The 20614-nt window shown below is 66.6% G+C and carries 19 protein-coding genes; 10 read left to right on the plus strand and 9 right to left on the minus strand.

Features of this window, described 5'->3' with window-relative positions; all coding sequences use genetic code 11:
• Positions 1–127: 127 nt before the first annotated feature.
• The 4 genes from ACYZGB_RS08185 (at position 128) to ACYZGB_RS08200 (ending at position 4730) form a co-directional block, all read left to right on the plus strand.
• The gene (locus tag ACYZGB_RS08185) at positions 128–2203 is read left to right on the plus strand and encodes an ATP-dependent helicase (RefSeq protein WP_462387764.1); all 2076 of its coding nucleotides are present in this window, start codon (positions 128–130) and stop codon (positions 2201–2203) included.
• A gap of 163 nt (positions 2204–2366) precedes the next feature.
• The gene (locus ACYZGB_RS08190; RefSeq protein WP_462387765.1) at positions 2367–2735 is read left to right on the plus strand and encodes a hypothetical protein; all 369 of its coding nucleotides are present in this window, start codon (positions 2367–2369) and stop codon (positions 2733–2735) included.
• Positions 2735–3964, plus strand: coding sequence for a phospholipase A (locus tag ACYZGB_RS08195; protein ID WP_462387766.1), 1230 nt, complete (start codon positions 2735–2737; stop codon positions 3962–3964). The genes ACYZGB_RS08190 and ACYZGB_RS08195 overlap by 1 nt, the downstream gene beginning before the upstream one ends.
• Positions 3965–4340: 376 nt before the next feature.
• A complete protein-coding gene (locus tag ACYZGB_RS08200; RefSeq protein ID WP_252658805.1) occupies positions 4341–4730 on the plus strand; it encodes a hypothetical protein in 390 nt (129 codons plus the stop codon).
• An 82-nt stretch (positions 4731–4812) separates the two neighbouring features.
• Here ACYZGB_RS08200 and ACYZGB_RS08205 read toward each other — a convergent pair whose 3' ends face one another.
• Positions 4813–5292, minus strand: coding sequence for a universal stress protein (locus tag ACYZGB_RS08205; RefSeq protein ID WP_462387767.1), 480 nt, complete (start codon positions 5290–5292; stop codon positions 4813–4815).
• A gap of 115 nt (positions 5293–5407) precedes the next feature.
• Here ACYZGB_RS08205 and tgt point away from each other — a divergent pair, with 115 nt between their 5' ends.
• From tgt to ACYZGB_RS08220, 3 genes are all read left to right on the plus strand, one after another.
• Positions 5408–6580 (plus strand): tRNA guanosine(34) transglycosylase Tgt, encoded by a 1173-nt coding sequence (tgt, locus tag ACYZGB_RS08210; protein WP_462387892.1) that lies wholly within the window; start codon positions 5408–5410, stop codon positions 6578–6580.
• Between the two features lie 119 nt (positions 6581–6699).
• Complete coding sequence (locus ACYZGB_RS08215) at positions 6700–7167, plus strand: hypothetical protein (RefSeq protein WP_462387768.1); 468 nt, start codon at positions 6700–6702, stop codon at positions 7165–7167.
• A gap of 241 nt (positions 7168–7408) precedes the next feature.
• Positions 7409–8827, plus strand: coding sequence for a GGDEF domain-containing protein (locus tag ACYZGB_RS08220; protein ID WP_462387769.1), 1419 nt, complete (start codon positions 7409–7411; stop codon positions 8825–8827).
• A 175-nt stretch (positions 8828–9002) separates the two neighbouring features.
• On the opposite strand, the gene ACYZGB_RS08225 is transcribed toward ACYZGB_RS08220, so the two are convergent.
• The 7 genes from ACYZGB_RS08225 to ACYZGB_RS08255 all read right to left on the minus strand — a co-directional run bounded on the left by ACYZGB_RS08225 (position 9003) and on the right by ACYZGB_RS08255 (position 16245).
• Complete coding sequence (locus ACYZGB_RS08225) at positions 9003–10439, minus strand: FAD-binding oxidoreductase (RefSeq protein WP_462387770.1); 1437 nt, start codon at positions 10437–10439, stop codon at positions 9003–9005.
• Positions 10439–11494, minus strand: a complete 1056-nt coding sequence (locus ACYZGB_RS08230) for a serine endopeptidase (protein ID WP_462387771.1) — start codon at positions 11492–11494, stop codon at positions 10439–10441. The genes ACYZGB_RS08225 and ACYZGB_RS08230 overlap by 1 nt, the downstream gene beginning before the upstream one ends.
• 77 nt (positions 11495–11571) lie before the next feature.
• On the minus strand, positions 11572–12381 hold the full coding sequence (locus tag ACYZGB_RS08235) for a DUF2145 domain-containing protein (RefSeq protein WP_462387893.1): 810 nt from the start codon (positions 12379–12381) through the stop codon (positions 11572–11574).
• 137 nt (positions 12382–12518) lie between these two features.
• Entirely contained in the window at positions 12519–13004 is a 486-nt protein-coding gene (locus ACYZGB_RS08240; protein WP_462387772.1) for a hypothetical protein, read from the minus strand.
• Positions 13005–13126: 122 nt separating this feature from the next.
• A complete protein-coding gene (locus ACYZGB_RS08245; protein WP_462387773.1) occupies positions 13127–13615 on the minus strand; it encodes a YiaA/YiaB family inner membrane protein in 489 nt (162 codons plus the stop codon).
• Positions 13616–13802: 187 nt separating this feature from the next.
• Positions 13803–15455 (minus strand): patatin-like phospholipase family protein, encoded by a 1653-nt coding sequence (locus tag ACYZGB_RS08250; protein ID WP_462387774.1) that lies wholly within the window; start codon positions 15453–15455, stop codon positions 13803–13805.
• A gap of 115 nt (positions 15456–15570) precedes the next feature.
• Positions 15571–16245, minus strand: coding sequence for a hypothetical protein (locus tag ACYZGB_RS08255; protein WP_462387775.1), 675 nt, complete (start codon positions 16243–16245; stop codon positions 15571–15573).
• Between the two features lie 369 nt (positions 16246–16614).
• Here ACYZGB_RS08255 and ACYZGB_RS08260 point away from each other — a divergent pair, with 369 nt between their 5' ends.
• Together ACYZGB_RS08260 and ACYZGB_RS08265 are read left to right on the plus strand one after the other, a co-directional pair.
• A complete protein-coding gene (locus tag ACYZGB_RS08260; protein WP_462387776.1) occupies positions 16615–17799 on the plus strand; it encodes a saccharopine dehydrogenase family protein in 1185 nt (394 codons plus the stop codon).
• Positions 17800–17902: 103 nt separating this feature from the next.
• Positions 17903–18805: an EamA family transporter gene (locus ACYZGB_RS08265; protein WP_462387894.1), complete on the plus strand. Its 903-nt coding sequence runs from the start codon at positions 17903–17905 to the stop codon at positions 18803–18805.
• A gap of 15 nt (positions 18806–18820) precedes the next feature.
• On the opposite strand, the gene ACYZGB_RS08270 is transcribed toward ACYZGB_RS08265, so the two are convergent.
• Positions 18821–19336, minus strand: coding sequence for an Lrp/AsnC family transcriptional regulator (locus ACYZGB_RS08270; protein WP_462387777.1), 516 nt, complete (start codon positions 19334–19336; stop codon positions 18821–18823).
• Positions 19337–19497: 161 nt separating this feature from the next.
• Between ACYZGB_RS08270 and ACYZGB_RS08275 the strand changes: the two genes are divergently transcribed.
• On the plus strand, positions 19498–20514 hold the full coding sequence (locus ACYZGB_RS08275; RefSeq protein WP_462387778.1) for a 1-aminocyclopropane-1-carboxylate deaminase: 1017 nt from the start codon (positions 19498–19500) through the stop codon (positions 20512–20514).
• Positions 20515–20614: the final 100 nt, after the last annotated feature.

A 20614-nucleotide genomic window follows, 5' to 3' on the forward strand; every position in this document is an offset into this window, starting at 1 on the left:
AGGCACGGGCACAGGCGCGCCGGTATCATTGCGCGCTTCGCAGCGGGGCCCGCCCCTGTTGCCGCCGCCCCGGCCCGCCCTCCGACTCCCCTCTCCCTTTTCTGCGTCCAGCGCCCCCCAAGCTCCCATGTCTGCCGGTCTCAATCTCGCCCAGCTCCAGGCTGTCCATTACACCGACGGGGCCTGCCTGGTGCTGGCGGGCGCGGGCTCGGGCAAGACGCGGGTGATCACCATGAAGATCGCCCACATGATCGAAAAAGGCATGGACCCCAAGCGCATTGCGGCCATCACCTTCACGAACAAGGCGGCGTCGGAAATGCGAGAGCGCGCCGGGCACCTGATCGGCAAGCGCGCCAAGGACGTGCTCATCTGCACCTTCCACGCCCTGGGCGTGCGCATGGTGCGCGAAGACGGCAGCGTGCTGGGCCTGAAGCCGCAGTTCAGCATCCTGGATGCCGACGACGTGACGGGCATCCTGAAGGAAGCCTCGGGCGGCACCACCGACATGGCCACCGCGCGCCAGTGGCAGTGGGTGATCAGCAAGTGGAAGAACATGGGCCTGACCTCGGCCGAGGCGCTGGCCCAGGCAGCCGACGACAACGAACGCATCATCGCCACGCTGATGGCGCGCTATGAGGAGCGCCTGGCGGCGTACCAGAGCGTGGACTTCGACGACCTCATCGGCATGCCGCTGCGCCTGCTGCGCGACTTCCCCGAAGTGCGCGCCAAATGGCAGGCAGCGCTCTCGCATGTGCTGGTGGACGAATACCAGGACACCAATGCCACGCAGTACGAGCTGCTCAAGCTGCTGGTGGGCGAAAAGGGGCACTTCACAGCCGTGGGCGACGATGACCAGAGCATCTATGGCTGGCGCGGCGCGACGCTGGACAACCTCAAGAAGCTGCCCATCGACTACCCGCACCTCAAGGTCATCAAGCTGGAGCAGAACTACCGCTCCACCAGCGCCATCCTGCGCGCGGCCAACAACGTGATCGGGCCCAACCCCAAGCTCTTCCCCAAGACGCTGTTCAGCGAGCTGGGCGAGGGCGAGCCGGTGCGCGTGATCGACGCCGACAACGAAGAGCACGAGGCCGAGCGCGCCGTGGCCCGCATCCAGAGCCTGCGCGCGGCCAGCAACCCGCCGCCGGACTGGAAGAACTTCGCCATCCTCTACCGCGCCAACCACCAGGCCAAGCCGTTTGAAAAAGCGCTGCGCAAGGCCAACATCCCCTACAAGGTGTCGGGCGGCACCAGCTTTTTCGACCGCGCCGAAATCAAGGACCTGTGCGCCTGGTTCCGGCTGTGGATCAACAACGACGACGACCCGGCATTTCTGCGCGCCATCACCACCCCAAAGCGCGGCATTGGCCACACCACACTCGCGGCCCTGGGCGCGTTTGCCACGCAGCACAAGCAAAGCATGTTCGGCGCACTGTTCAACGGCATGCTGCCCGCCGCCGTGCCCAAGCGCGCCATGGACGGTCTGCACGAGTTCGGCCGCTACATCAACTACCTGGAATACAGCGCGCGCCGCGTGCATGGCGCCGAGGAGTCGCGCACCTTTTTGAACGACTGGCTCAAGGAGATCGGCTACGAACAGCACCTCTATGACAACGAGGACAGCGAGAAGGTGGCCGCCGCGCGCTGGAGCAATGTGATGGAGTTCTGCGACTGGATGGCCCAGCGCGCGGGCGGGCAGATTGATGACACCGCAGGCGCCGTGGTGGCCAAGGAGACCAAGAGCCTGCTGGAGGTGTCGCAGACCATTGCGCTGCTCTCCACCATCAGCGAGCGCGAGAAGGAGCAGGACATGGTCGTGCTCTCCACCCTGCACGCGAGCAAGGGGCTGGAGTGGCCCCATGTGGTGCTGGTGGGCGTGACCGAGGGCATGCTGCCCTTCAAGCTCGACGACGACGAAGGCCGCCAGCAGAAGGTGAGCGACGACACGCTGCAGCGCCTGCAGGAAGAGCGCCGCCTGATGTACGTGGGCATCACCCGCGCCCAGCGCACCCTGGGCGTGAGCTGGACCAAAAAACGCAAGAAGGGCCGCGAGATGGTGGCGGCCCAGCCCAGCCGCTTCATCGCCGAAATGGGCCTGGACAAGACCACCGCCCGCGAAGACCCGCGCGAAAAGCTCAAGGCCCTGCGCGCCGAGTTTGCCGCCAAGAAGGCGCTGGCCGCTGGCGCGCCCCCTGCCGCCTGAATGCACTGACCTGAACGCCAGCATGCCCCGCACACGCCCCTCCCTCCTGCCGCAGCTTGCCCTGTCAATGGCTATTATTTTGATAGCAATCAGCGCTTATCCAGCGCGCGCAGACGGCCAAAAAAACTCGAAAGCCAGCACCGCCTGCCCGGCCGCCGCCGACATGGACCACCAGCACCTGCAAGGCCGCTGGCTGGCCGAGCTGCGGGCCCCGGCCGCAGAGGGCGCCACCCCGCCACCGCCCACCACCGCCGTGCTGCAGCTGGGCCCCCACCCCGAGCTGGCACAGAGTGTGCGGGGCACCACGCAGCGCGGCAGCACCACGGCCCAGGTCAGCGGCGACGTGGACGATGGCGACCTGACTCTGGAAGAATCGATCAACGGCACGAACATCAGCGCCACCTGGACAGGCCGGGTGGTGGATGGAAGTTGCGGCAAGGAAATACGCGGAACATGGCACAACGCCCACCCCACGCCCCCGGCTCCCGCAGCCATTCCGTTTGTGATGCGCCGGCAGGCGGGGTGGCAGTGATGTCCATCCAAACGCCTACCCGGGCGGCCACCGCCTTGGGCCCCCTGCACCACACGGCAGCCCTGGTGCTTTCAGCCTTGGCCACCCTGGCCCCCGCAGGCGCCACATGGGCGCAGTCGGCGCCCCCAGCCACCGGCGCTGCGGGTGCCGACAGCGCCTGGCGCCGCTGCACCGCGCTGCCGGGCGACAACCAGGCGCGCCTGGCCTGTTTTGACCAGTGGGCGGCCGAGCAGACCTGGAAGGCCCCCGGCGCCTCGGCAGCCGACGCCGCCGTCACCACAACCGCCGTCACCACAACCGCCGTGCCCACCCCCGTGGACACCACGCTGCCCGCCACCCGCATCATCGAAGTGGCGCGCACCGAAGGCTGCCGCGACCCGCAGTACAGCGACCTCTCGCGCTTCTGGGAGCTGGAGTCGGGCAGCGACTGCGGCACCTTCAGCTTCCGGGGCTACCGGCCGATCACGGTGTCGGTGGTGGCTGGCAGCAATGTGAACCGCCAGCCCACCTCGGACGCGCCCGACCATTCGGCCCTTACCTCCACGCCCTACCGCCGCACCGAAAACCGCATCCAGCTGTCGGTGCGCACCAAGATTGCGCAGGGCCTGCTCACGCAGGGGCATCCCACGCTCAAGGATTCGGTGTGGTTTGGCTATTCGCAGCAGTCGTACTGGCAGCTGTTCACCCCCCAGATCTCGCGCCCCTTCCGCACCACCGACCACGAGCCCGAGGTGATGTATGTCTACCCCACCACGGCGCAGCTGCCGCTGGGCTGGAAGTGGCGCTACAGCGGCGTCGGTCTGGTGCACCAGTCCAACGGGCAGAGCAACCCGCTGTCGCGCAGCTGGAACCGCGTCTACCTGATGACCGGCATGGAGCTGGACAACCGCTGGAGCGTGAACGCCAAGGTCTGGAAGCGTTTGTCTGAAAGCGCCGACAGCGACGACAACCCCGGCATCAGCGACTACGTCGGCCGGGGCGAGCTGGCGGTGTTCTGGAACGCCAACAAGGACAACACCCTGGGCGCCACCGTGCGCCACACCCTGGCGCGCAGCGACCGGGGCTCGGTGCGGCTGGAATGGATGCAGACCCTGGGCAGTGGCCTGTGGGGCAGCAAGAGCAACCTGCGCCTGCACACCGCGCTGTTCAGCGGCTATGGCGACAGCATGATCGACTACAACCGCAAGCGCACGGTGTTCAGTGTGGGGTTGAGTCTGGTGGATTTTTAGCAGGTACATCCCCCTGAGGCGCTGCGCGCCTTCACCCCTTCTCTCGAATGGCTGTGCCATTCGGGAAGGGGGACGCAGCCCTCGCTGCGGGGCGGCCCTTGCTCGGCTGCCCTGGTATGGGCCGTGCCAGTTGCATACGCCCTGGAGAAACACCGACCAACAGCAAACCAAGGCCGGGCGAGGGGCGCTCACAACTCGTTACGACATCATCCTCAAGTTTCTCGGAATGGCGCCGACGCGCCGCCACAATAGCACGCGCAACGACACCGGCAGGGCGCAGCCGCCACACACCCGATAAGCGCGGCTTTTTGGCCGCAATACCGGCCATTGCCTTGTGCGTGCACCCTCGAAAATGCGCCCAGAGAGGAACACACCCATGGACATGCAATACCAGCTCAAGGCAGGCAGCTACTACCTGTATGACATGCGCGAGGCGCCCAGCGCCGTCACGGGTGAACGCCGCTTCAAGCTCAAGACCGACACGGTGGCCATTGCGTTCGATGTGCACACGGGCGAGGTGCACCAGCATGGCAGCCCCACGCGCATCCAGTCGTGGGCCAACAACACGCGCCGCCGCCTGCGCGCGGCCGGGGCGCAGGATGTGGCCAACGACATCGTGGTGGTGTCGGGCCCACTGCCCGTGGACGAACTCAACAAATGCCTGTGGGTGCGTGGCTACGTGCGCCGCATGTTCTCGCGCCTGGCCACCCTGCCCCATGGCAAGCTGCAGCGGCCGGCGGCCGAGCCGTTTCGCAAGGCGGCCTGAGCCCCGCTCCTTTTCATCCGTTCCCCCTCAGGGCCGCACACAGCGGCCCTGATCGTTTGGGGGGCCGAAACGCCTGAGGGCCTCAGGCCTCGGCGTCCTCGGCCACGTCGCTGTCCACGGCCTCCAGCACCTCGGCATGTTTGACGATGGTCACGGGCACCGGGCTGGCGTGGGCCACCTCCTGCGACACCGAGCCCAGCAGCGCGCTGGTGATGGCACCCTGCCCCTTGGCGCCGATGACGACCATGTCGCAGCCCGAGCGCTCGATCATGTCCACCAGCGTGTGCGCCACATCGCCCACCCCCACGTCGGTTTCATACGAAACACCGGCGGCATCCAGCAGCCCCCGCGCCGGGGCCATGAGGTGCTCGCCCGCCTCCAGGCTGGCGGCGGCAATCAGGTCGGGGTCGCGCGTGGTGACCAGTTCGTACAGCGTGGCGGGCTCCTGCACGTTGGCCAGCACCACGGTGGCCTGCAGGCCCTGGCGCACCAGGGTCAGCGCGTGGTGCACGCCGTCCAGGGAGAGTTCAGAGCCATCCACTGCGATGAGGATCTTGAGCATGGTGTGTTCTCCTTGAGTGAGTCAGTGCAGACCAGTGTAGCGACGGCCTGCGCAAACGCCAGTCCATACCCTTGAAGCAGATCAGGCAAGCCTGTCTGGGACAATGCGCCCCATCATGCTGCAGTTCGACCTCCTCAAAACCGACCCCTCCAGCCACGCACGCCGTGGCACGCTCACGCTCAACCACGGCGTGGTGCAGACCCCCATCTTCATGCCCGTGGGCACCTATGGCACTGTCAAGGGCGTGATGCCCCGCAGCCTGCACGACATGGGCGCGCAGATCATTTTGGGCAACACCTTCCACCTGTGGATGCGCCCGGGCCTGGACGTGATGCAGAGCTTTGGCGGCCTGCACGGCTTTGAAAAGTGGGACAAGCCCATCCTCACCGACTCGGGAGGTTTCCAGGTCTGGAGCCTGGGCGCCATGCGCAAGATCACCGAAGAAGGCGTGACCTTTGCCAGCCCCGTGAACGGCGACAAGCTCTTCATGTCGCCCGAGGTGAGCATGCAGATCCAGACCACGCTCAACAGCGACATCGTGATGCAGCTCGACGAGTGCACGCCTTACGAAACCAAGGGCCATAAGACCACCGAGGCCGAGGCGCGCAAGAGCATGGAAATGAGCCTGCGCTGGGCAAAACGAAGCCAGGACGAGTTCCACCGCCTGAACAACCCCAACGCGCTGTTTGGCATCGTGCAGGGCGGCATGTTCAAGCACCTGCGCCAGGAGTCGCTGGAGCGCCTGGTGGAGATGGACTTCCCCGGCTATGCCGTGGGCGGCGTGAGCGTGGGCGAGCCCAAGGACGAGATGCTGGACATCATGGCCCACACGCCCCACCGCCTGCCCGCACATAAGCCGCGCTACCTGATGGGCGTGGGCACGCCCGAAGACCTGGTGCAGGGCGTGGCCGACGGTGTGGACATGTTCGACTGCGTGATGCCCACCCGCAACGCACGCAACGGCACGATGTTCACGCGTTTTGGCGACCTGAAGATCCGCAACGCGCGCCACAAGGCCGACCACAAACCGATGGACACCAGCTGCACCTGCTACGCCTGTGCAGGCAGTTCGGGCGTGGCCTGGGACGACGGCGGGCGCGAAGGCTTCTCACGTGCCTACCTGCACCACCTGGACCGCTGCGGCGAAATGCTGGGCCCCATGCTCACCACCGTGCACAACCTGCACTACTACCTGAACCTCATGCGCGAGGTGCGCGAGTCGCTGGACGCGGGCACGTTCACCCAGTTCCGCGCGCAGTTCAAGGCCGACCGGGGGCGCGGCGTGTAAGAGCGCGGGCGGGGATGTAATTGCTATACATTTGATAGCTTAAAAGGCAATACCAACAGGCGCAGAAGGCCCAAATCATTCAAAAAATACTGCACTCCCTGCTGCGCTGGCCCGGTCGCGTGGCGGCGGGCCTGGCCAGCGGCGTGCTGGCGCTCTTCATCCTGTTCGAAGAATGGGGCTGGGTGCCGCTGCAGCAGCTGCTGGCGCGCATCGGTCGCTGGCCGGGTCTGCGCTGGATCGAGGGCCGCGTGCGCGTCCTGCCGCCCTGGGCGGCCGTGGCGCTGTTTGTGCTGCCCACGCTGCTGCTGTTGCCCGTCAAGCTGCTCGCGCTCTGGGCCATCGGACGCGGGCATGTGGTGCTGGGCATGCTGGTGATCGTGCTGGCCAAGGTGGTCGGCACGGCGGTGGTGGCGCGGCTGTTCACCCTCACCCAGCCCGCGCTGATGCAGCTGCGCTGGTTTGCCTGGGCCTATGCGCAGGGGATGCGCGCCAAGCACGCCGTGCTGGCCCGCGCCCGCGCCACCTGGGCCTGGCGCGTGGCGCGCGTGGTCCAGCGCCAATGGCGGCAGCGCTGGCGCCGACGCTGAGCGGACCAGCCCCGCCGCGACGGAGCGGCCTGTTACATATTTTGATAGCAACAAAACCAATACCACCGCGCGCAAGCTGCCAAAAAAGCGCCACAAATACGCAGTAAAACCACGGGCCAAGGCTCTCGGGCCGTTGGCAATTGTCAACAAATGTTTCAACATACCAAGCCATCCTGCAGCCCGCCCACCGGCTGCGGAGACAATCCACCACCGCTCAGCGCCCGCCCCTCCCCCTGCCACCATGCTCCGCACCCTTGCCCCCTCCCGGCCCATCGCGCCCGCGCTGGCTTGGCTGGCCCTGGGGATGCTGATTTTTGGCGCCTGCCTGGTGGGCATCTTTGCGCGGCCCATCGGGTTCCTGTCGGCGTTCTGGCCCGCCAATGCGCTGCTGCTGGGCCTGCTGGTGCGCTACCCCCACCTGGCCCGGCCACCGGCCTGGGCAGCGGCGGCAGTGGGCTACGTGGCGGCCGACCTGGTCACGGGCAGCGCCTGGGGCATGGCCCTGTGGCTCAATGCCGCCAACCTGCTGGGCGCCACGGCGGGCTGGCTGGTGCTGCGGGGGCTGGACGAACGCATCCGGCGCCTGCAGCGCACGGTGTCGGCGCTGTACCTGCTGCTGGCAGCGCTGGTGGCCAGCACCGTGGGGGCACTGGCGGGCTGCGGCGCCGCGCCGGTGTACTTCAACGCGCCCTGGACGGACCTGCTCTCACTGTGGTTCAGCACCGAGCTGATGAACTACATGCTCATCGTGCCCGTGGTGCTGGCCGCGCCGCGCGCCGACGACCCGCCCCAGGCCACGCAGGGTGGCCTGCAGGGCATGTCGCTGCTCTGGCGCGCGGCGCCCATCAGCTCGCTGCTGCTGGCCGAGGGCATCCGCACCGTGATCGGCGGGCCGGGCATGCTGGCCTTTGTGGTGCCGGGGTTGCTGTGGTGCGCGCTCAGCTACAGCGCCTTCACCGCCAGCCTGCTGTCGCTGGTGGTGTGCCTGTGGACCATGGCGGGCGTGGCCACGGGTGTGCTCAACTTCACCCCGGCCCATGCGGGCGATGTGTTCTCGCTGCGCGTGGGCGTCACGCTGCTGGCGCTGGGGCCGCTGGCCGTGGCCTGCGCCAGCGCCGCACGCGCCGAGGCCCTGCGCCGCCTGGACTACGCCGTGCGCCACGACGACCTGACCGGCGTGCTCGCGCGCCGTGCGCTGCTCAAGCAGGGCGCGCGCCTGGTGGCCAGCCACCAGCGCGGGTCCGCCGGGGTGGCAGTGCTGATGCTGGACGTGGACTTCTTCAAGCAGGTGAACGACCAGCACGGGCATGGCGCGGGCGACCAGTTGCTCATCGGCATTGCCCAGGCCATGGCGCGCACGCTGCGCCCGCAAGACCTGCTGGGCCGCCTGGGCGGCGAGGAGTTTGCGGCAGTGCTGCCCGAGGTGTCGCCCGCCGAAGCCCACGCCATGGCCGAGCGCCTGCGCAGCGCGGTGGAGCAGCAGCCTTTTGCCACCGCCCCCGGCGACCAGGGGCCCACCCAGCGCGCCACCGTGAGCATTGGCCTGGTGCACAGCGCCACCATGGGCGGCAACGCCGACATGGACATGCTGCTGCTGGCCGCCGACGCCGCGCTCTACCGCGCCAAGGCCGAGGGGCGCAACCGGGTGGCGCTGGCCTGAACCATCGCCCCAGGGATGTCCTGCATAACCCTCGCGGAGCGGTGGTAGTGCGGATCGGGATGGGGCGCAAGGCGTCTTTTTGCAGCCAATAGCCCAGCTATTGGCAAAAAAAGCAACGCAGCGAACCGCCCGAGGCCGCGCTATCACCGACCGCAGGGAGTTGTGCAGGACATCCCTAAAGATACTGCGCCCAGAGCATGTTGCGCATGCGCCCCTGTGGGTCCCACACCGCCTTGGTGGCGCGAAACCGGTCGGCCTGCGGGTAGGCCGCCGCAAACTGCGCCTGCGTGGCATGGCGCTGGTACGGCAGGTAGTAGGCGCCGCCGTGCTGCAGGGCCAGGTCGATCAGCGCACGCGTCCACAGGCCCACAGCCTCCTGCGCCTCCGTGCTGGTGCCCTGTTTGTAATACAGCACCCACGAAAACACCTCCTCGCGCGCCCAGGCCATCACGGCATCAGGGTCGGGTGGTGCGTGGCGCACCGAGATGTTGAGCACCTGCGCCCCATGCTGCTGCAGGATGCGGGCCAGCCCCCGCGTGAAGGCGGCGAAGCGGGCCACCGGCACAAAATATTCCTGCAGCACATAGGTGGACTGCGCGCGGCTGGCGGGCTCCAGCGAGGCGGCATCCAGGCTGGCCTCGTGGTTGCGCCACACCACCGGCTGGCCGCGCAGCAGCGCCGGTCGCACCACCTTGTGCTGCAGCTGGTGGCCGCCCGGCAGCTCGGTCAGGGCCCAGATCACGGTTTTGTCCAGGTCATAGCGCTGGCCGCGTGGCACCAGGCGTTCGGGCACTGTCACGGGCTTGTCGGTAGTCGCCCAGGTCACGGCGGTGGCGCGGTCAAAGTGCGGGGGCAGCAGGTCGGCGTTGTGCATCACGGCCCGGGTGTTGGCGCGCACCTTGGCAGCGAAGAAGCCGGGGTAGTCGTCCAGCGCCACCTGGGCCACGCTGCGCTCCATGGCGGTGTTGGGGTCGAGGTCCAGTTCCACCTCGGTGATCACACCCAGCCCGCCGTAGCCACCCAGGGCCGCGCAGAACAGGTCGGGGTGCTGCTGGCGGCTGGCTTCGCGCACCTCACCGCTGGCCAGCACGATCTGCAGCGCCCGCACCGATGCGCCGATGGGGCCGTGCCCCACATAGCGGCCATGCACGTTGACAGACACCGACCCGCCGACGGTGAAGTTCGAGTAACTCTGCATGGTCCGCACCGCGAGGTCGTGCGGGTCCAGGTGGTCCTGCAGATCGCGCCAGCGCATGCCGGCTTGCACGCGCACCGTGTGGGACTTGGCGTCCAGCCACACCAGGGCGTTCATGCGGCGCATGTCGATGTGCAGGCCACCCTCCACTCCAATCTGCCCGCCCATGCTGTAGCGCCCGCCCCCCACGGCCACGGCGCCGGGCCAGTGCTGCACGGCCTGCACCACCTCCTGCACGCGGGTGGGCACCACCACCCGCGACACCCGCACGGGGTACAGGCGGGTCACGTTCTCGATCAGCGCGCCGGGGGCGCTGTGGGCGGGCCAAGGCACGGCGCCCAGCAAGCCTGCGGCAGCCAGCGCGCCCAGCAGTTCACGGCGGCGCAGCCCCTGGGGCACGGTGCTTACACCCCCCATCAGTCTTCGCGCGCCAGCTTGACGCCGGCACCCGTGCCACAGGCGTGGCAAAACCGTGCGAAGGCGCTCTTGCGGGTGCTGCAATGGCCGCAGTGGTCAAACAGGCCGATACCACAGTGCGGGCAAAAGTCGATCTTCTCGTTCTTCAAATCCACGGGCCGCTCGCAGCCCGGGCACACGTTCTTCGCCAGGCGGGCCAGGGCCACGTCGTAGCTCAGTTCCTTGCGGCGCTCCTGGTCGGGCAGGGCCTCGGCCAGCTTCTGGCGCTCCAGGTAGCGGTTGAGCGCCTGGATGGCATAGCGCCCCACCACGGCCGTCACGGCAATGCCCACCACGTAGCGCACGTAGCCGCCATAGCTGGGCAGGTAGGGCACCAGTTCGACGAAGAAGGCAAACAGCGCGAAGAAGATAAAGCCCCACACAAACGGCCAGTAGGTGCTCTTGCGCTGCTTGGCGAACAGCCAGCCCGCAATGGCCAAGAGCGGCAGGGTGAGGGCCAGGCGGTAGAGGAACACGCGCAGCTCGACCTTGCGGCGCTCGGACGCAAGCTTCTCGTAGCCGTCGGACTCCATGCGGCGCAGCTGCTCCTGCCGGGCGGCTGCGGCCTGGCGCGCATCCAGCGCAGCCTGCTGCTGCGCCTCGACCGCCTGCTGGGTCTTGCGTTCGGCGAGCTTGAGCACGTCCAGCGCCTGGGTGCGCGCCAGCACCTCGGGGTCCTGGTCGGCGCGCTGCGTGGCGCTGCGGGTGGACAGCCAGTTGTTGAAGCTGTCCCTCTCGGCCTGCACCTCGCTGCGCACCTTGCTGCGCTGCAGCTGGGCCTGCTCCAGCGCGGTCTGCGCATCTTGCTCGGTCTGGCGCGCGGCCTTGACTTCGGCGCGCAGCTTGTCGGCAGCGGTTTTGTCGAGGAAGTCATCCACCCGCAGCGGGGTTTCGACCTTGGGCAGATCGCCCACGATGGTGCCGCCCAGGCCGATGAGGAAACTGGCAAACACCAGCGCCACCAGCCACAGGCCCCGGCGGAACCATTTTTCGGACAAACGCAGCGATTTGCTCATGGTGATCCCTCTCCTCAAACACTACTGATTTGATAGCTAAAACCACTTACCAGACAGGCGCAGAGGCCGGTTTTTATTCAGTTTTTCAGTACAAGCACCACCGAAGGCGTTGCCAGCTGGGTGCGCTGCAGCCAGGCCAGCACCGAGTCCACCGTGACAGTCTCGATGCGGTCCGAGAAGCGCTTTTCGCCCGGGTGGTCGTCAAACGCAATGTTGGCCGAGCCCACCCGCCCACCCATGCGCGTGAGCGGCCCGAGCTTGAGCGCAGTGGGCTCATAGCCCTTGAACTGCAGCCAGGCCTGCGCCTGGTCGCGTGTGCGCACGGTGCTGGGCTCCATGGCCATCGCCAGGGTCTCCAGCGCCCACTGGTTGGACTGCTGGTATTTGCGCCCCCACGCATAGCTGACCATGCTGTATGGCAGGTGCTGCAGCGCCTTGGTGCGGCCTTTGTCCTGCAGCACGGCCAGCAGGCGCTGCTGCACCTCGGGCGTGGGCACGGCATAGACGGCTTCGTAGCGCCACAGGTCGTCCAGGAAGAACTCCCCCAGGCCCTGGCGGTACAGGTGCCCCACGGCGGTGCCACATTCGTTGAGCTTGTGCGCCACGCGCCAGGGGCCTTCGGCCGTCTTGTAGGCCCAGCCCATGTGCGAATAGCGCAGACCGTATTTGGAGAGGTCCTGCCCCGCACGGGCCAGCGCCACCACCTGTGCGCCCGACCTGGCGTGCTCGGCATCCAGCGCGGCCGAGGTCTGCTCGGCCAGTTTCATGCCGCGCTCGATCACCTGCGGGGGCACGGGCTTGCGGGATTCGCAGGAGCGCCCAGCGTGGGCAGGAACGGTTGCCACGATCGCGACAACAGCAGTCAGTACCGCGAGCCCATGGCCCATGAAACTGGCGCGACCAAGGCGAGGGATGCCGAGCAAGGGCCGCCCCGCAGTGAGGGCATCGTCCCCCTTCCCGTAGCGCGCAGCGCGTAGAGAGAAGGGGGAAGCCGCGCAGCGGCTCAGGGGGTTGTACTTCATATTCACAGGCGCTCGTTGTGCAGCAGCGCACGGCCGATGGCGTTGGGCACAAAGGCAATGGCCTCGCCCGCCGCCGACAGGATCACGCCCGTGCCGATCACGCTGCAGGTCACCACCGTGCCCACCGCATAGGCCGAGCCCGCCACGCCACGACCGACCACTTCCACGCTCACCTGGGCGCCGTCCGAGGCACGCTCCAGCAGGTACACCGTGCCCACGGCCGAGGCCTCCACCGCCCGCACCGTCAGCACCGCGCCACCCACCGACAACGCGGCTGGCACCGTCACCACCGCACCTGCGGCGGCCGACGCGACAGACGCCGTGCCCACCACCGAGGCCAAGGGCAGCAGCGACAGCGCGGCAGAAGCCTCGCTTTGCGCCCGGGCTGGGGCGGCAACCACCAGGGTCGCACACACCAGGCTGGCGGCCAGCAGGGCGCGGGGCAGGCGGGCAGCAAAGCCCCACGAGGAAAACTTGGCATTCATCATCATTCACTCCTCAAGGTACGGCCCGCCCACACACCCAAGGTACGGAACAGACCGGGTCGAAAGACCAGAAAGAAATTCATCCACAACGGCGGCTGGTTGCCGCCTGCGCATACCGGTTGCGATCAGTTCGCGCTGTGGTTCTGGGCGGCTGCCTGGGCAGCTTCGCGGCGGCCTTGCAGGCGGGCTTCCATCAGATCGGCTTCGTGGCGGTCACGCAGCATCTTGGCCAGCGTGAAGGCGGTGGTGATGAGGTACAGCCAGCTCACGCCCAGAAAGGCCTTGTAGGTCACGTTGATGTCCATGCTCAGCAGGCCCCAGCCCGTGAGACCCATGGCCACCGCAAAACCGCCCCACACCACCAGCTTCCACATGGGGGTGTCGCCACCGCCCCGGCGCGAGGCGCTTTCGTTGTCCCGCACAAACTTGGCCAGCACAAACGCGGCCGAGAGGCAGAACACATAACCCATCACCATGAACGCCTGTTCCAGCTGTTCGCCGGGCAGCCACGCCAGGCCCACGGCACACAGAAAAATTGCGATGCCGAACGAGACCCACACCTGCAGCTGCCAGGCCTTGGTGTCACGCTGAACAACGATGGGAGAAGAAGACATTGCTGTGGTGCCCCGGGGGGCGTTGGTTGAACACGGCCCGGATGATGCAGGCAACCGCCGACCAACCCGCCTCCCGAACGTCAAAGTACCCGCCCTAACGCCAAAAAGTAGCGAAATCCGATACCAGATTGCCGCCAGAGGCTGTTCAGACTTCGCCAGCAGCGCCTGGTCAGCCCACCGCACGGCGTCAACGCATCAGCAAAGGCTCCGGCAGGGCCACGGGCAGGCGCCCACCGGCCGGACCGGACGCGCACTTCACGAACCGGTCGGTGTTCTGCTCAGACTCGGTCAAATTCAACGGACGGCGTATGGGGGTGACCGCCAGCTCGGGGCGGAACAGGGGCTCGTCCTCCAGACGGCACTGGCCACCTTGGTCCAGCCCGCGTTGCCCGAACCATCCACATACATCGACCAGCGACATCCGGTCTTGCCGCACGGCGATTCGCGCTGCGTCGTAGAGGAGGTCCTGAAGCTGGGCCTGGCTGCAGTTGGGCGCGCCACTGAGGCGGTAGCTGGTGGCCACCTGGCTGATCAGGCGCCCCAGGCGGGAGCGGTAGGCAAATACCTCCTTGTCCGCTTCCACGTTCAGATCCAACGGTTTGCCCTCTCCCCCCTGAACCCGCCAAGGCACGATGGCTTGTATGTCGTCCAGTGCGATGTGCCACACCTGGCAATCAAACTGGCGCCGCTCGGGCATCCTGGCGGCCGACAGGTCCAGCGCGTTGGCCTGTGTGAAGTAGCGCGCATCGGTGAAGGCCCGGCCGTCCAGGTGGTAGTAATCAACCGGGAACTGGCTGATGCGGCGATAGGGCCGGATCTTGTAGTCCCACAAGCCAGGCGCCAGTTCTACGTTGAATTGTCCTTGGGGCGCGTCCCGCCGGATGCCCATCTGCGACAGGGTCTGGTCCCGGCGGTTGGACAGCATCGCGTCGATGGCGTCCAGGAAGTTCAGGTCTATCAACACCGAGCCGAAGTTGCGCCGGTCCGACTGACGCATCTCCGTCACCCCGGCGTTGGGCACGTGCGAGTCCACCATCATGATCATGCAGCCTTGCGAAGGCTGCCCCGCGTTCAGGCGGTTGACATGGTGTTCACGGGCCAGACGGATCAGGGTTTCAACCCCCAGGTTGTCGCTGGGCCCGCCATCGATCAGGTGCAGGTAGCGCTTGTCGCCAGGGTCGTCCCCACCTTCCCGGCGTTTCACCGGGTCCAGGCTGTAACGGCGCAGGGTCACCGAGTTGAACACCCCCGGAAATGCCCCGGAAGATGCCATGGCCCAGGCAATAGGAAACTGGCTGAGATCGGAGCCCGTGGAGCGGAGAAATTGCCGGTCGCTGAAAACAAAACGGACACCACCATTGGTGGTGTCCGTGGCATTGAAGTACACCGCTGGGCGGCGCGGCCCGCGTGGCCCCAGGTCGGCAAAAGTCACCCGTTTGCCATCAAAGAGCTTTTCCTCGAACAGCTCGGCGAGATGGTCGCTGCGGTCCAGATCCGAGAAAGTCGTCGCCATCAGGTTGACGGGGTTGAGCAACTTTCCGATGAGGGGCATGGCGAAGTCTGTCGACGCCATCTGGCGTCCTTGCTCTGCCCAATCCGGCTTTTCGCCATGGATCGCAAAGTAAGCCGCAGGGATCGATCCGCCGCTGACGGCAGAGACCGCGTCCACATTCCCCAGGATGCCCAGCTTGTCCAGCTCTTCCAGGGCCGCCATGCCGAAGTTGGCCGAGCGGCTGCCTCCGCCGCTGAGGGCCAGACCCACGAACTGGGGCCGGTCAGCCACCCATTCAGTGGCCGCACGCGGGACCGGCACCTGCGGGCGCACAAAGGAGCGCCCCATGTCCGGCTCATTGCGATAGCTCAGCCCAGGGCGGCTACCCACCACTGTGCAGCCCGCCAGGCAGGCGGCCGCGAGCAGAACGCACCAGGCGGCGCGCCAACGTGTCCCCCACCACTCAATCATGGAAGAACGTCAGCATCACGGCGTTGGTGCTGAGGTTGGTCACCACCACACGCACGTCCGGGGCTTCACCCGATACCCATTCACACAGCAACTCCCCTCCTGCGTGGGCAGGCTCGCAAAGGGCCTCGTTCTTGGGCCCTTTGACGGACAACGCGATGTCCTGCATCCGGTCGCTGGCAATCCCGAAGAAGGCTTTTTGCCCGGGCTTGTAGGACAACAGGATGGGTTTTGTATCCCGCGCACCCATGAGGATGGGCTGAACCTGCGGGCCGATCAGCGTGCCACGGCTGCGGCGCGCTGCCGATGCCTCGTCAATCAACGCCAGCAGCTCAGGCCGCCCCTGGGCCAGCTTCTTCGCCTGGGCCAGCAGGCTGGCTGCGTCCGTTTGATCCACCATGCCCCCGCGGTCTCCGTCCACACGCGCCTTCGAAGGCTGCAAGCCCGAGGCGCGCTGCAGTCTCGCAGCTGCCAGCAAGGCCTGGGGGTCGTTCTGCGCAAGACCGTAGCGACCCAGCTCCTGCCCCAGGCGCCACTGCTGCAGCATCAATGGCGTGACTGGTGCCGCCGTCTGTGCGGCGGCCGGTAGCACCAGGCCACTGGCCGCAAACGCCACCAGGGCGCCCGCCAGCAGGCGCCGGGGATACAGGGTCCTGCAAAGGTTTCTCATCGCTTGGTTTCTCCAGAGTGAGTCAATCTGACCAATCCAATCTACCGCCACACATGCCGACCACGGATTCGGGCTTTTCCGAATGACCTGGCGGCCCCGCTGCCGATGGTAGTTTGCCTTGGCTTCTGCCGCAGACAACCATCCATTGCAATCCCGTCGCCCATGGGTTGAGCATGGCGCACATGATCCTGCACGAAATCCCCGCCCCCGTGGCAAAGCCTGGGAGAACCATCCAGCACCCTGTCAAGTATCGAATTTCTGTACTTTCGATACTCACACCAACTGCCAAGTCTGCACTTGCGCGACACCACATGCTTCACTCGCCCATCACAATCCATGCCCAATTCCCCTTACCGCCATTCAGCCTCCATGTCTCAGAAACCCTTTGACCTCGTCGTGCACGGCGCCACCGGCTTCACCGGCCGCCTGGTGATCGAATACCTGCTCCAGCGCTACCCCGCAGGCAGTGGCCTGCGCTGGGCCATGGGCGGACGCAATGCCGACAAGCTCGCCGCCGTGCGCGACGAAGTGGGCGCCCCGGCCGACACCCCGCTGGTCGTGACCGACACCAGCAACCCCGCCAGCTTGCAGGCGCTGATGGACGCCACGCGCCTGGTGCTGACCACCGTGGGCCCGTACCAGCTGTATGGCAACGAACTCGTGGCCGCCTGCGCGAAGGCTGGTGTGGACTATGTGGACCTGTGTGGCGAGCCCGCCTGGATGCGCCAGATGATCGACGCGCACGAAGCCACGGCCAAGGCCAGCGGCGCGCGCATTGTGTTCTCGTGCGGGTTCGACTCCATCCCGTTCGACCTGGGCGTGTTCCTGCTGCAAAAAGAATTTGCCCAGCGCTTCGGCCACCCCGCCCCGCGCGTGCGCGGCCGGGTGCGCAAGATGAAGGGCACCTTCTCTGGGGGCACGGCCGCCAGCCTCAAGGCCACCATGGCCGCGGCTGCCACCAACCCTGCGGTGCTGGATCTGCTGAAGAACCCGTTCTCTCTCACGCCCGGGTTTGAAGGGCCGCGCCAACCCACCGGCAACAAGCCCATGGTGGACGAGACGCTGGGCGATGGAGTCTGGGTGGCGCCGTTCGTGATGGCCGCCATCAACACGCGCAATGTGCACCGCTCCAACTTCCTGCTGCAGCACGCCTACGGCACAGACTTTGTCTACGACGAAATGCTGATCACCGGCCCCGGTGAAAAGGGCGAGGCCATCGCCAACGCGGTGGCGGGCGACAAGTCGCTGGGCTCGGACAAAGGTCCCAAGCCCGGCGAAGGCCCTTCGCGCGAAGAACGCGAGAACGGGTTCTACGACGTGCTGTTCCTGGGCACCGACGATGCGGGCAACAGTTTGCGCGTGGGCGTGAAGGGTGACCGCGACCCGGGTTATGGCTCCACATCCAAGATGATCACCGAGGCGGCTGTATGCCTGCTGCAGGATGCCACGGCGACCCCGGGCGGCATCTGGACCACGGCGCCTGCGCTGGGCGACAAGCTGATCGCGCGACTGCAGGCCAACGCCGGGCTGGGCTTCGCCGTCGAATCGGCGTAACGCCCCAGGCTCGGCCGGTTTGTCCGTTTTTGCACCAGGACGGTCCTGAAACGCACGGCCGCCCGCCCGGTGGTCCCGCAAAATGCAGGGCATGAACACTGCTCTGCGCCCCCGTGACCTGGCCCTTGCCCTGCTTGTCATCGTCGTCTGGGGGCTGAACTTTGCGGTGATCAAAGTCGGTGTGGCCGATGTGCCGCCCATGCTGCTGGGCGCGCTGCGCTACCTGCTGGCAGCCTTCCCGGCACTGCTGTTCGTCAAGCCACCCAAGGTGCCGCTCAGGCTGTACCTGCTGTATGGCATGACCATGGCCGTGGGCCAGTTTGCGCTGCTGTTCACCGCCATCCACATCGGCATGCCTTCGGGCATGGCTTCGCTGGTGCTGCAGGCGCAGTCGTTCTTCACCCTGCTGCTGGCGGCCTGGTGGCTGCGTGAGAAATGGCAGGGCAACCAGGTGGCCGGCCTGGTGCTGGCGGGCGTGGGGCTGGTGCTGATTGGCAGCGCACATGGTGCCTCGATGCCGTTGGCAGGTTTTGCACTGACCGTGGCGGCCGCTGCGCTGTGGGGCTGCGGCAATATCGTCACCCGCGCCGTGGGGCGTTATGGGCCGATGAACCAGTTTGCCTTTATCGTCTGGTCCAGCGTGGTGGCGCCACTGCCTTTCGTGGCACTGTCGCTGTGGATCGACGGCCCGGGTGCCGTGCTGTCCGCCGTGCAGCACCTGTCGCTGAAATCCATGGCCGCCGTGGCCTATATCGCCTGGATTTCCACGTTGCTGGGCTTTGGCCTGTGGACCTACCTCATGTCGCGCTACCCCGTGAACCGCGTGGCGCCCTTCACGCTGCTGGTGCCCGTGGTGGGCCTGACCACGGGCTGGGTGGTGTTTGGCGAGCAGTTGCTGCCTGTGCACTTTGCGGGGGCCGGGCTCTTGATGGCAGGGTTGGTGGTCAACGTGTTTGGGGGGCCCGCCTGGGCGGCCGTGATGGTGCGGCTGCGCGGCGCCCAGTGAATCCGTCCACGGCCGCTACACGGCCAGCGGCAACTCGGTGGTCGAAAGCACATTGCGCAGCACCATGAACGAGCGTACCTGGCGCACCCCGGGCAGGTAGAGCAGCTGCTCGGCATGCAAACGGTTGAAACTGTCGTTGTCGCGCGTGCGCACCAGCATGAAGTAGTCAAACTCGCCGGTGACCACATGGCATTCCATGCAGCCGGACACCCTGGCCGCAGCCTTTTCAAACTCGGCAAATGAATCGGGCGTGGAGCGGTCCAGCACCACGCCAATCATCACCAGCATGCCCGCGCCCACGGCCTGGGGGTTGAGCAGCGCCACCACCTTGTCGATGAGCCCCAGGCGCCTGAGGCGCTCTACCCGGCGCAGGCAGGCAGGCGGGCTCAAGTGCACCTTCTCGGCCAGGGCCACATTGGACAGCGACGCATCGCGCTGCAGCTGGCGCAGGATGGTTTTGTCGGTGCGATCCAGCTCGGCCGACACATCGGCCTGCGGCACATTCTTGGGACGAACTTTTGTTGCGCACATTGTTTTTTCTAAAAAATATTAGTCAACATCATTCTGATCCAGAAGCAAATATCTCCGAAATTTCACCAAACTTTGCAACCACGTGATGCGTGTGTTTTTCTACGATGAAGGCACTGCAAGCCCTGCGCTTGCGCCCCTTCTTCATCGACCGGAACACCGCCTTGAATCTGCAAAAATTCCCCCGCCACCCGCTCACCTTTGGCCCATCGCCCATCACGCCGCTGCCTCGCCTGTCGGCGCATCTGGGCGGCAAGGTGCACCTGTATGCCAAGCGCGAGGACTGCAACTCAGGCCTCGCCTTTGGCGGCAACAAGACGCGCAAGCTCGAATACCTGATCCCCGAAGCCATTGCGGGCGGCTACGACACGCTGGTGTCGATTGGCGGCATCCAGTCCAACCAGACGCGCCAGGTGGCCGCCGTGGCCGCACACCTGGGCATGAAGTGCGTGCTGGTGCAAGAGAACTGGGTGAACTACTCCGACGCGGTGTACGACCGCGTGGGCAACATCGAGATGAGCCGCATCATGGGCGCCGACGTGCGTCTGGACGCTGCAGGCTTCGACATCGGCATCCGCCCCAGTTGGGAGCAGGCCATGGACGACGTGAAGAAGGCCGGTGGCAAGCCCTTCCCCATTCCCGCAGGCTGCTCCGAGCACCCGTACGGCGGCCTGGGCTTCGTGGGCTTTGCCGAAGAAGTGCGCCAGCAAGAGAAGGAGCTGGGCTTCCAGTTTGATTACATCGTCGTGTGCTCGGTCACCGGCAGCACGCAAGCAGGCATGGTGGTGGGCTTTGCGGCCGACGGCCGGGCGCGCAAGGTGATTGGTATCGACGCCTCGGCCAAGCCCGCACAAACCCACGCGCAAATCCTGCGCATCGCCCAGAACACCGCGAAGCTGGTGGAGCTGGGCCAGGAACTCACCGCCGAGGACGTGGTGCTGGACACGCGCTACGGCGGCCCCGAGTACGGCCTGCCCAGCGAGGGCACGCTCGAAGCCATCCGCCTGTGCGCACGCCAGGAAGGCATGCTCACCGACCCGGTGTACGAAGGCAAGTCCATGCACGGAATGATCAACATGGTGCGCAAGGGCGAATTCCCCGAAGGCTCCCGCGTGTTGTATGCGCACCTGGGAGGGGTGCCGGCGCTCAACGCCTACAGCTTTCTTTTTCGCAACGGCTGATGCGTCCAGCGAGCAGCACCGGCTGGCACAGCTGGCCGGGCTGTCGCTGATCTGAAGAGGCCCTTGCCGCTAGGCGGGGGGCCCGCCCATTCCCCCGATC

Source organism: Acidovorax sp. Q11, from assembly GCF_054950075.1.

Coding starts and splice junctions, on each gene's coding strand:
- ACYZGB_RS08185 (WP_462387764.1), top strand. CDS start 128: ATGTCTGCCGGTCTCAATCTCGCCCAGCTCCAGGCTGTCCATTACACC.
- ACYZGB_RS08190 (WP_462387765.1), top strand. CDS start 2,367: ATGGACCACCAGCACCTGCAAGGCCGCTGGCTGGCCGAGCTGCGGGCC.
- ACYZGB_RS08195 (WP_462387766.1), top strand. CDS start 2,735: ATGTCCATCCAAACGCCTACCCGGGCGGCCACCGCCTTGGGCCCCCTG.
- ACYZGB_RS08200 (WP_252658805.1), top strand. CDS start 4,341: ATGGACATGCAATACCAGCTCAAGGCAGGCAGCTACTACCTGTATGAC.
- ACYZGB_RS08205 (WP_462387767.1), bottom strand. CDS start 5,292: ATGCTCAAGATCCTCATCGCAGTGGATGGCTCTGAACTCTCCCTGGAC.
- tgt (WP_462387892.1), top strand. CDS start 5,408: ATGCTGCAGTTCGACCTCCTCAAAACCGACCCCTCCAGCCACGCACGC.
- ACYZGB_RS08220 (WP_462387769.1), top strand. CDS start 7,409: ATGCTCCGCACCCTTGCCCCCTCCCGGCCCATCGCGCCCGCGCTGGCT.
- ACYZGB_RS08225 (WP_462387770.1), bottom strand. CDS start 10,439: ATGGGGGGTGTAAGCACCGTGCCCCAGGGGCTGCGCCGCCGTGAACTG.
- ACYZGB_RS08230 (WP_462387771.1), bottom strand. CDS start 11,494: ATGAGCAAATCGCTGCGTTTGTCCGAAAAATGGTTCCGCCGGGGCCTG.
- ACYZGB_RS08235 (WP_462387893.1), bottom strand. CDS start 12,381: ATGGGCCATGGGCTCGCGGTACTGACTGCTGTTGTCGCGATCGTGGCA.
- ACYZGB_RS08240 (WP_462387772.1), bottom strand. CDS start 13,004: ATGATGAATGCCAAGTTTTCCTCGTGGGGCTTTGCTGCCCGCCTGCCC.
- ACYZGB_RS08245 (WP_462387773.1), bottom strand. CDS start 13,615: ATGTCTTCTTCTCCCATCGTTGTTCAGCGTGACACCAAGGCCTGGCAG.
- ACYZGB_RS08250 (WP_462387774.1), bottom strand. CDS start 15,455: ATGGGGCGCTCCTTTGTGCGCCCGCAGGTGCCGGTCCCGCGTGCGGCC.
- ACYZGB_RS08255 (WP_462387775.1), bottom strand. CDS start 16,245: ATGAGAAACCTTTGCAGGACCCTGTATCCCCGGCGCCTGCTGGCGGGC.
- ACYZGB_RS08260 (WP_462387776.1), top strand. CDS start 16,615: ATGTCTCAGAAACCCTTTGACCTCGTCGTGCACGGCGCCACCGGCTTC.
- ACYZGB_RS08270 (WP_462387777.1), bottom strand. CDS start 19,336: ATGTGCGCAACAAAAGTTCGTCCCAAGAATGTGCCGCAGGCCGATGTG.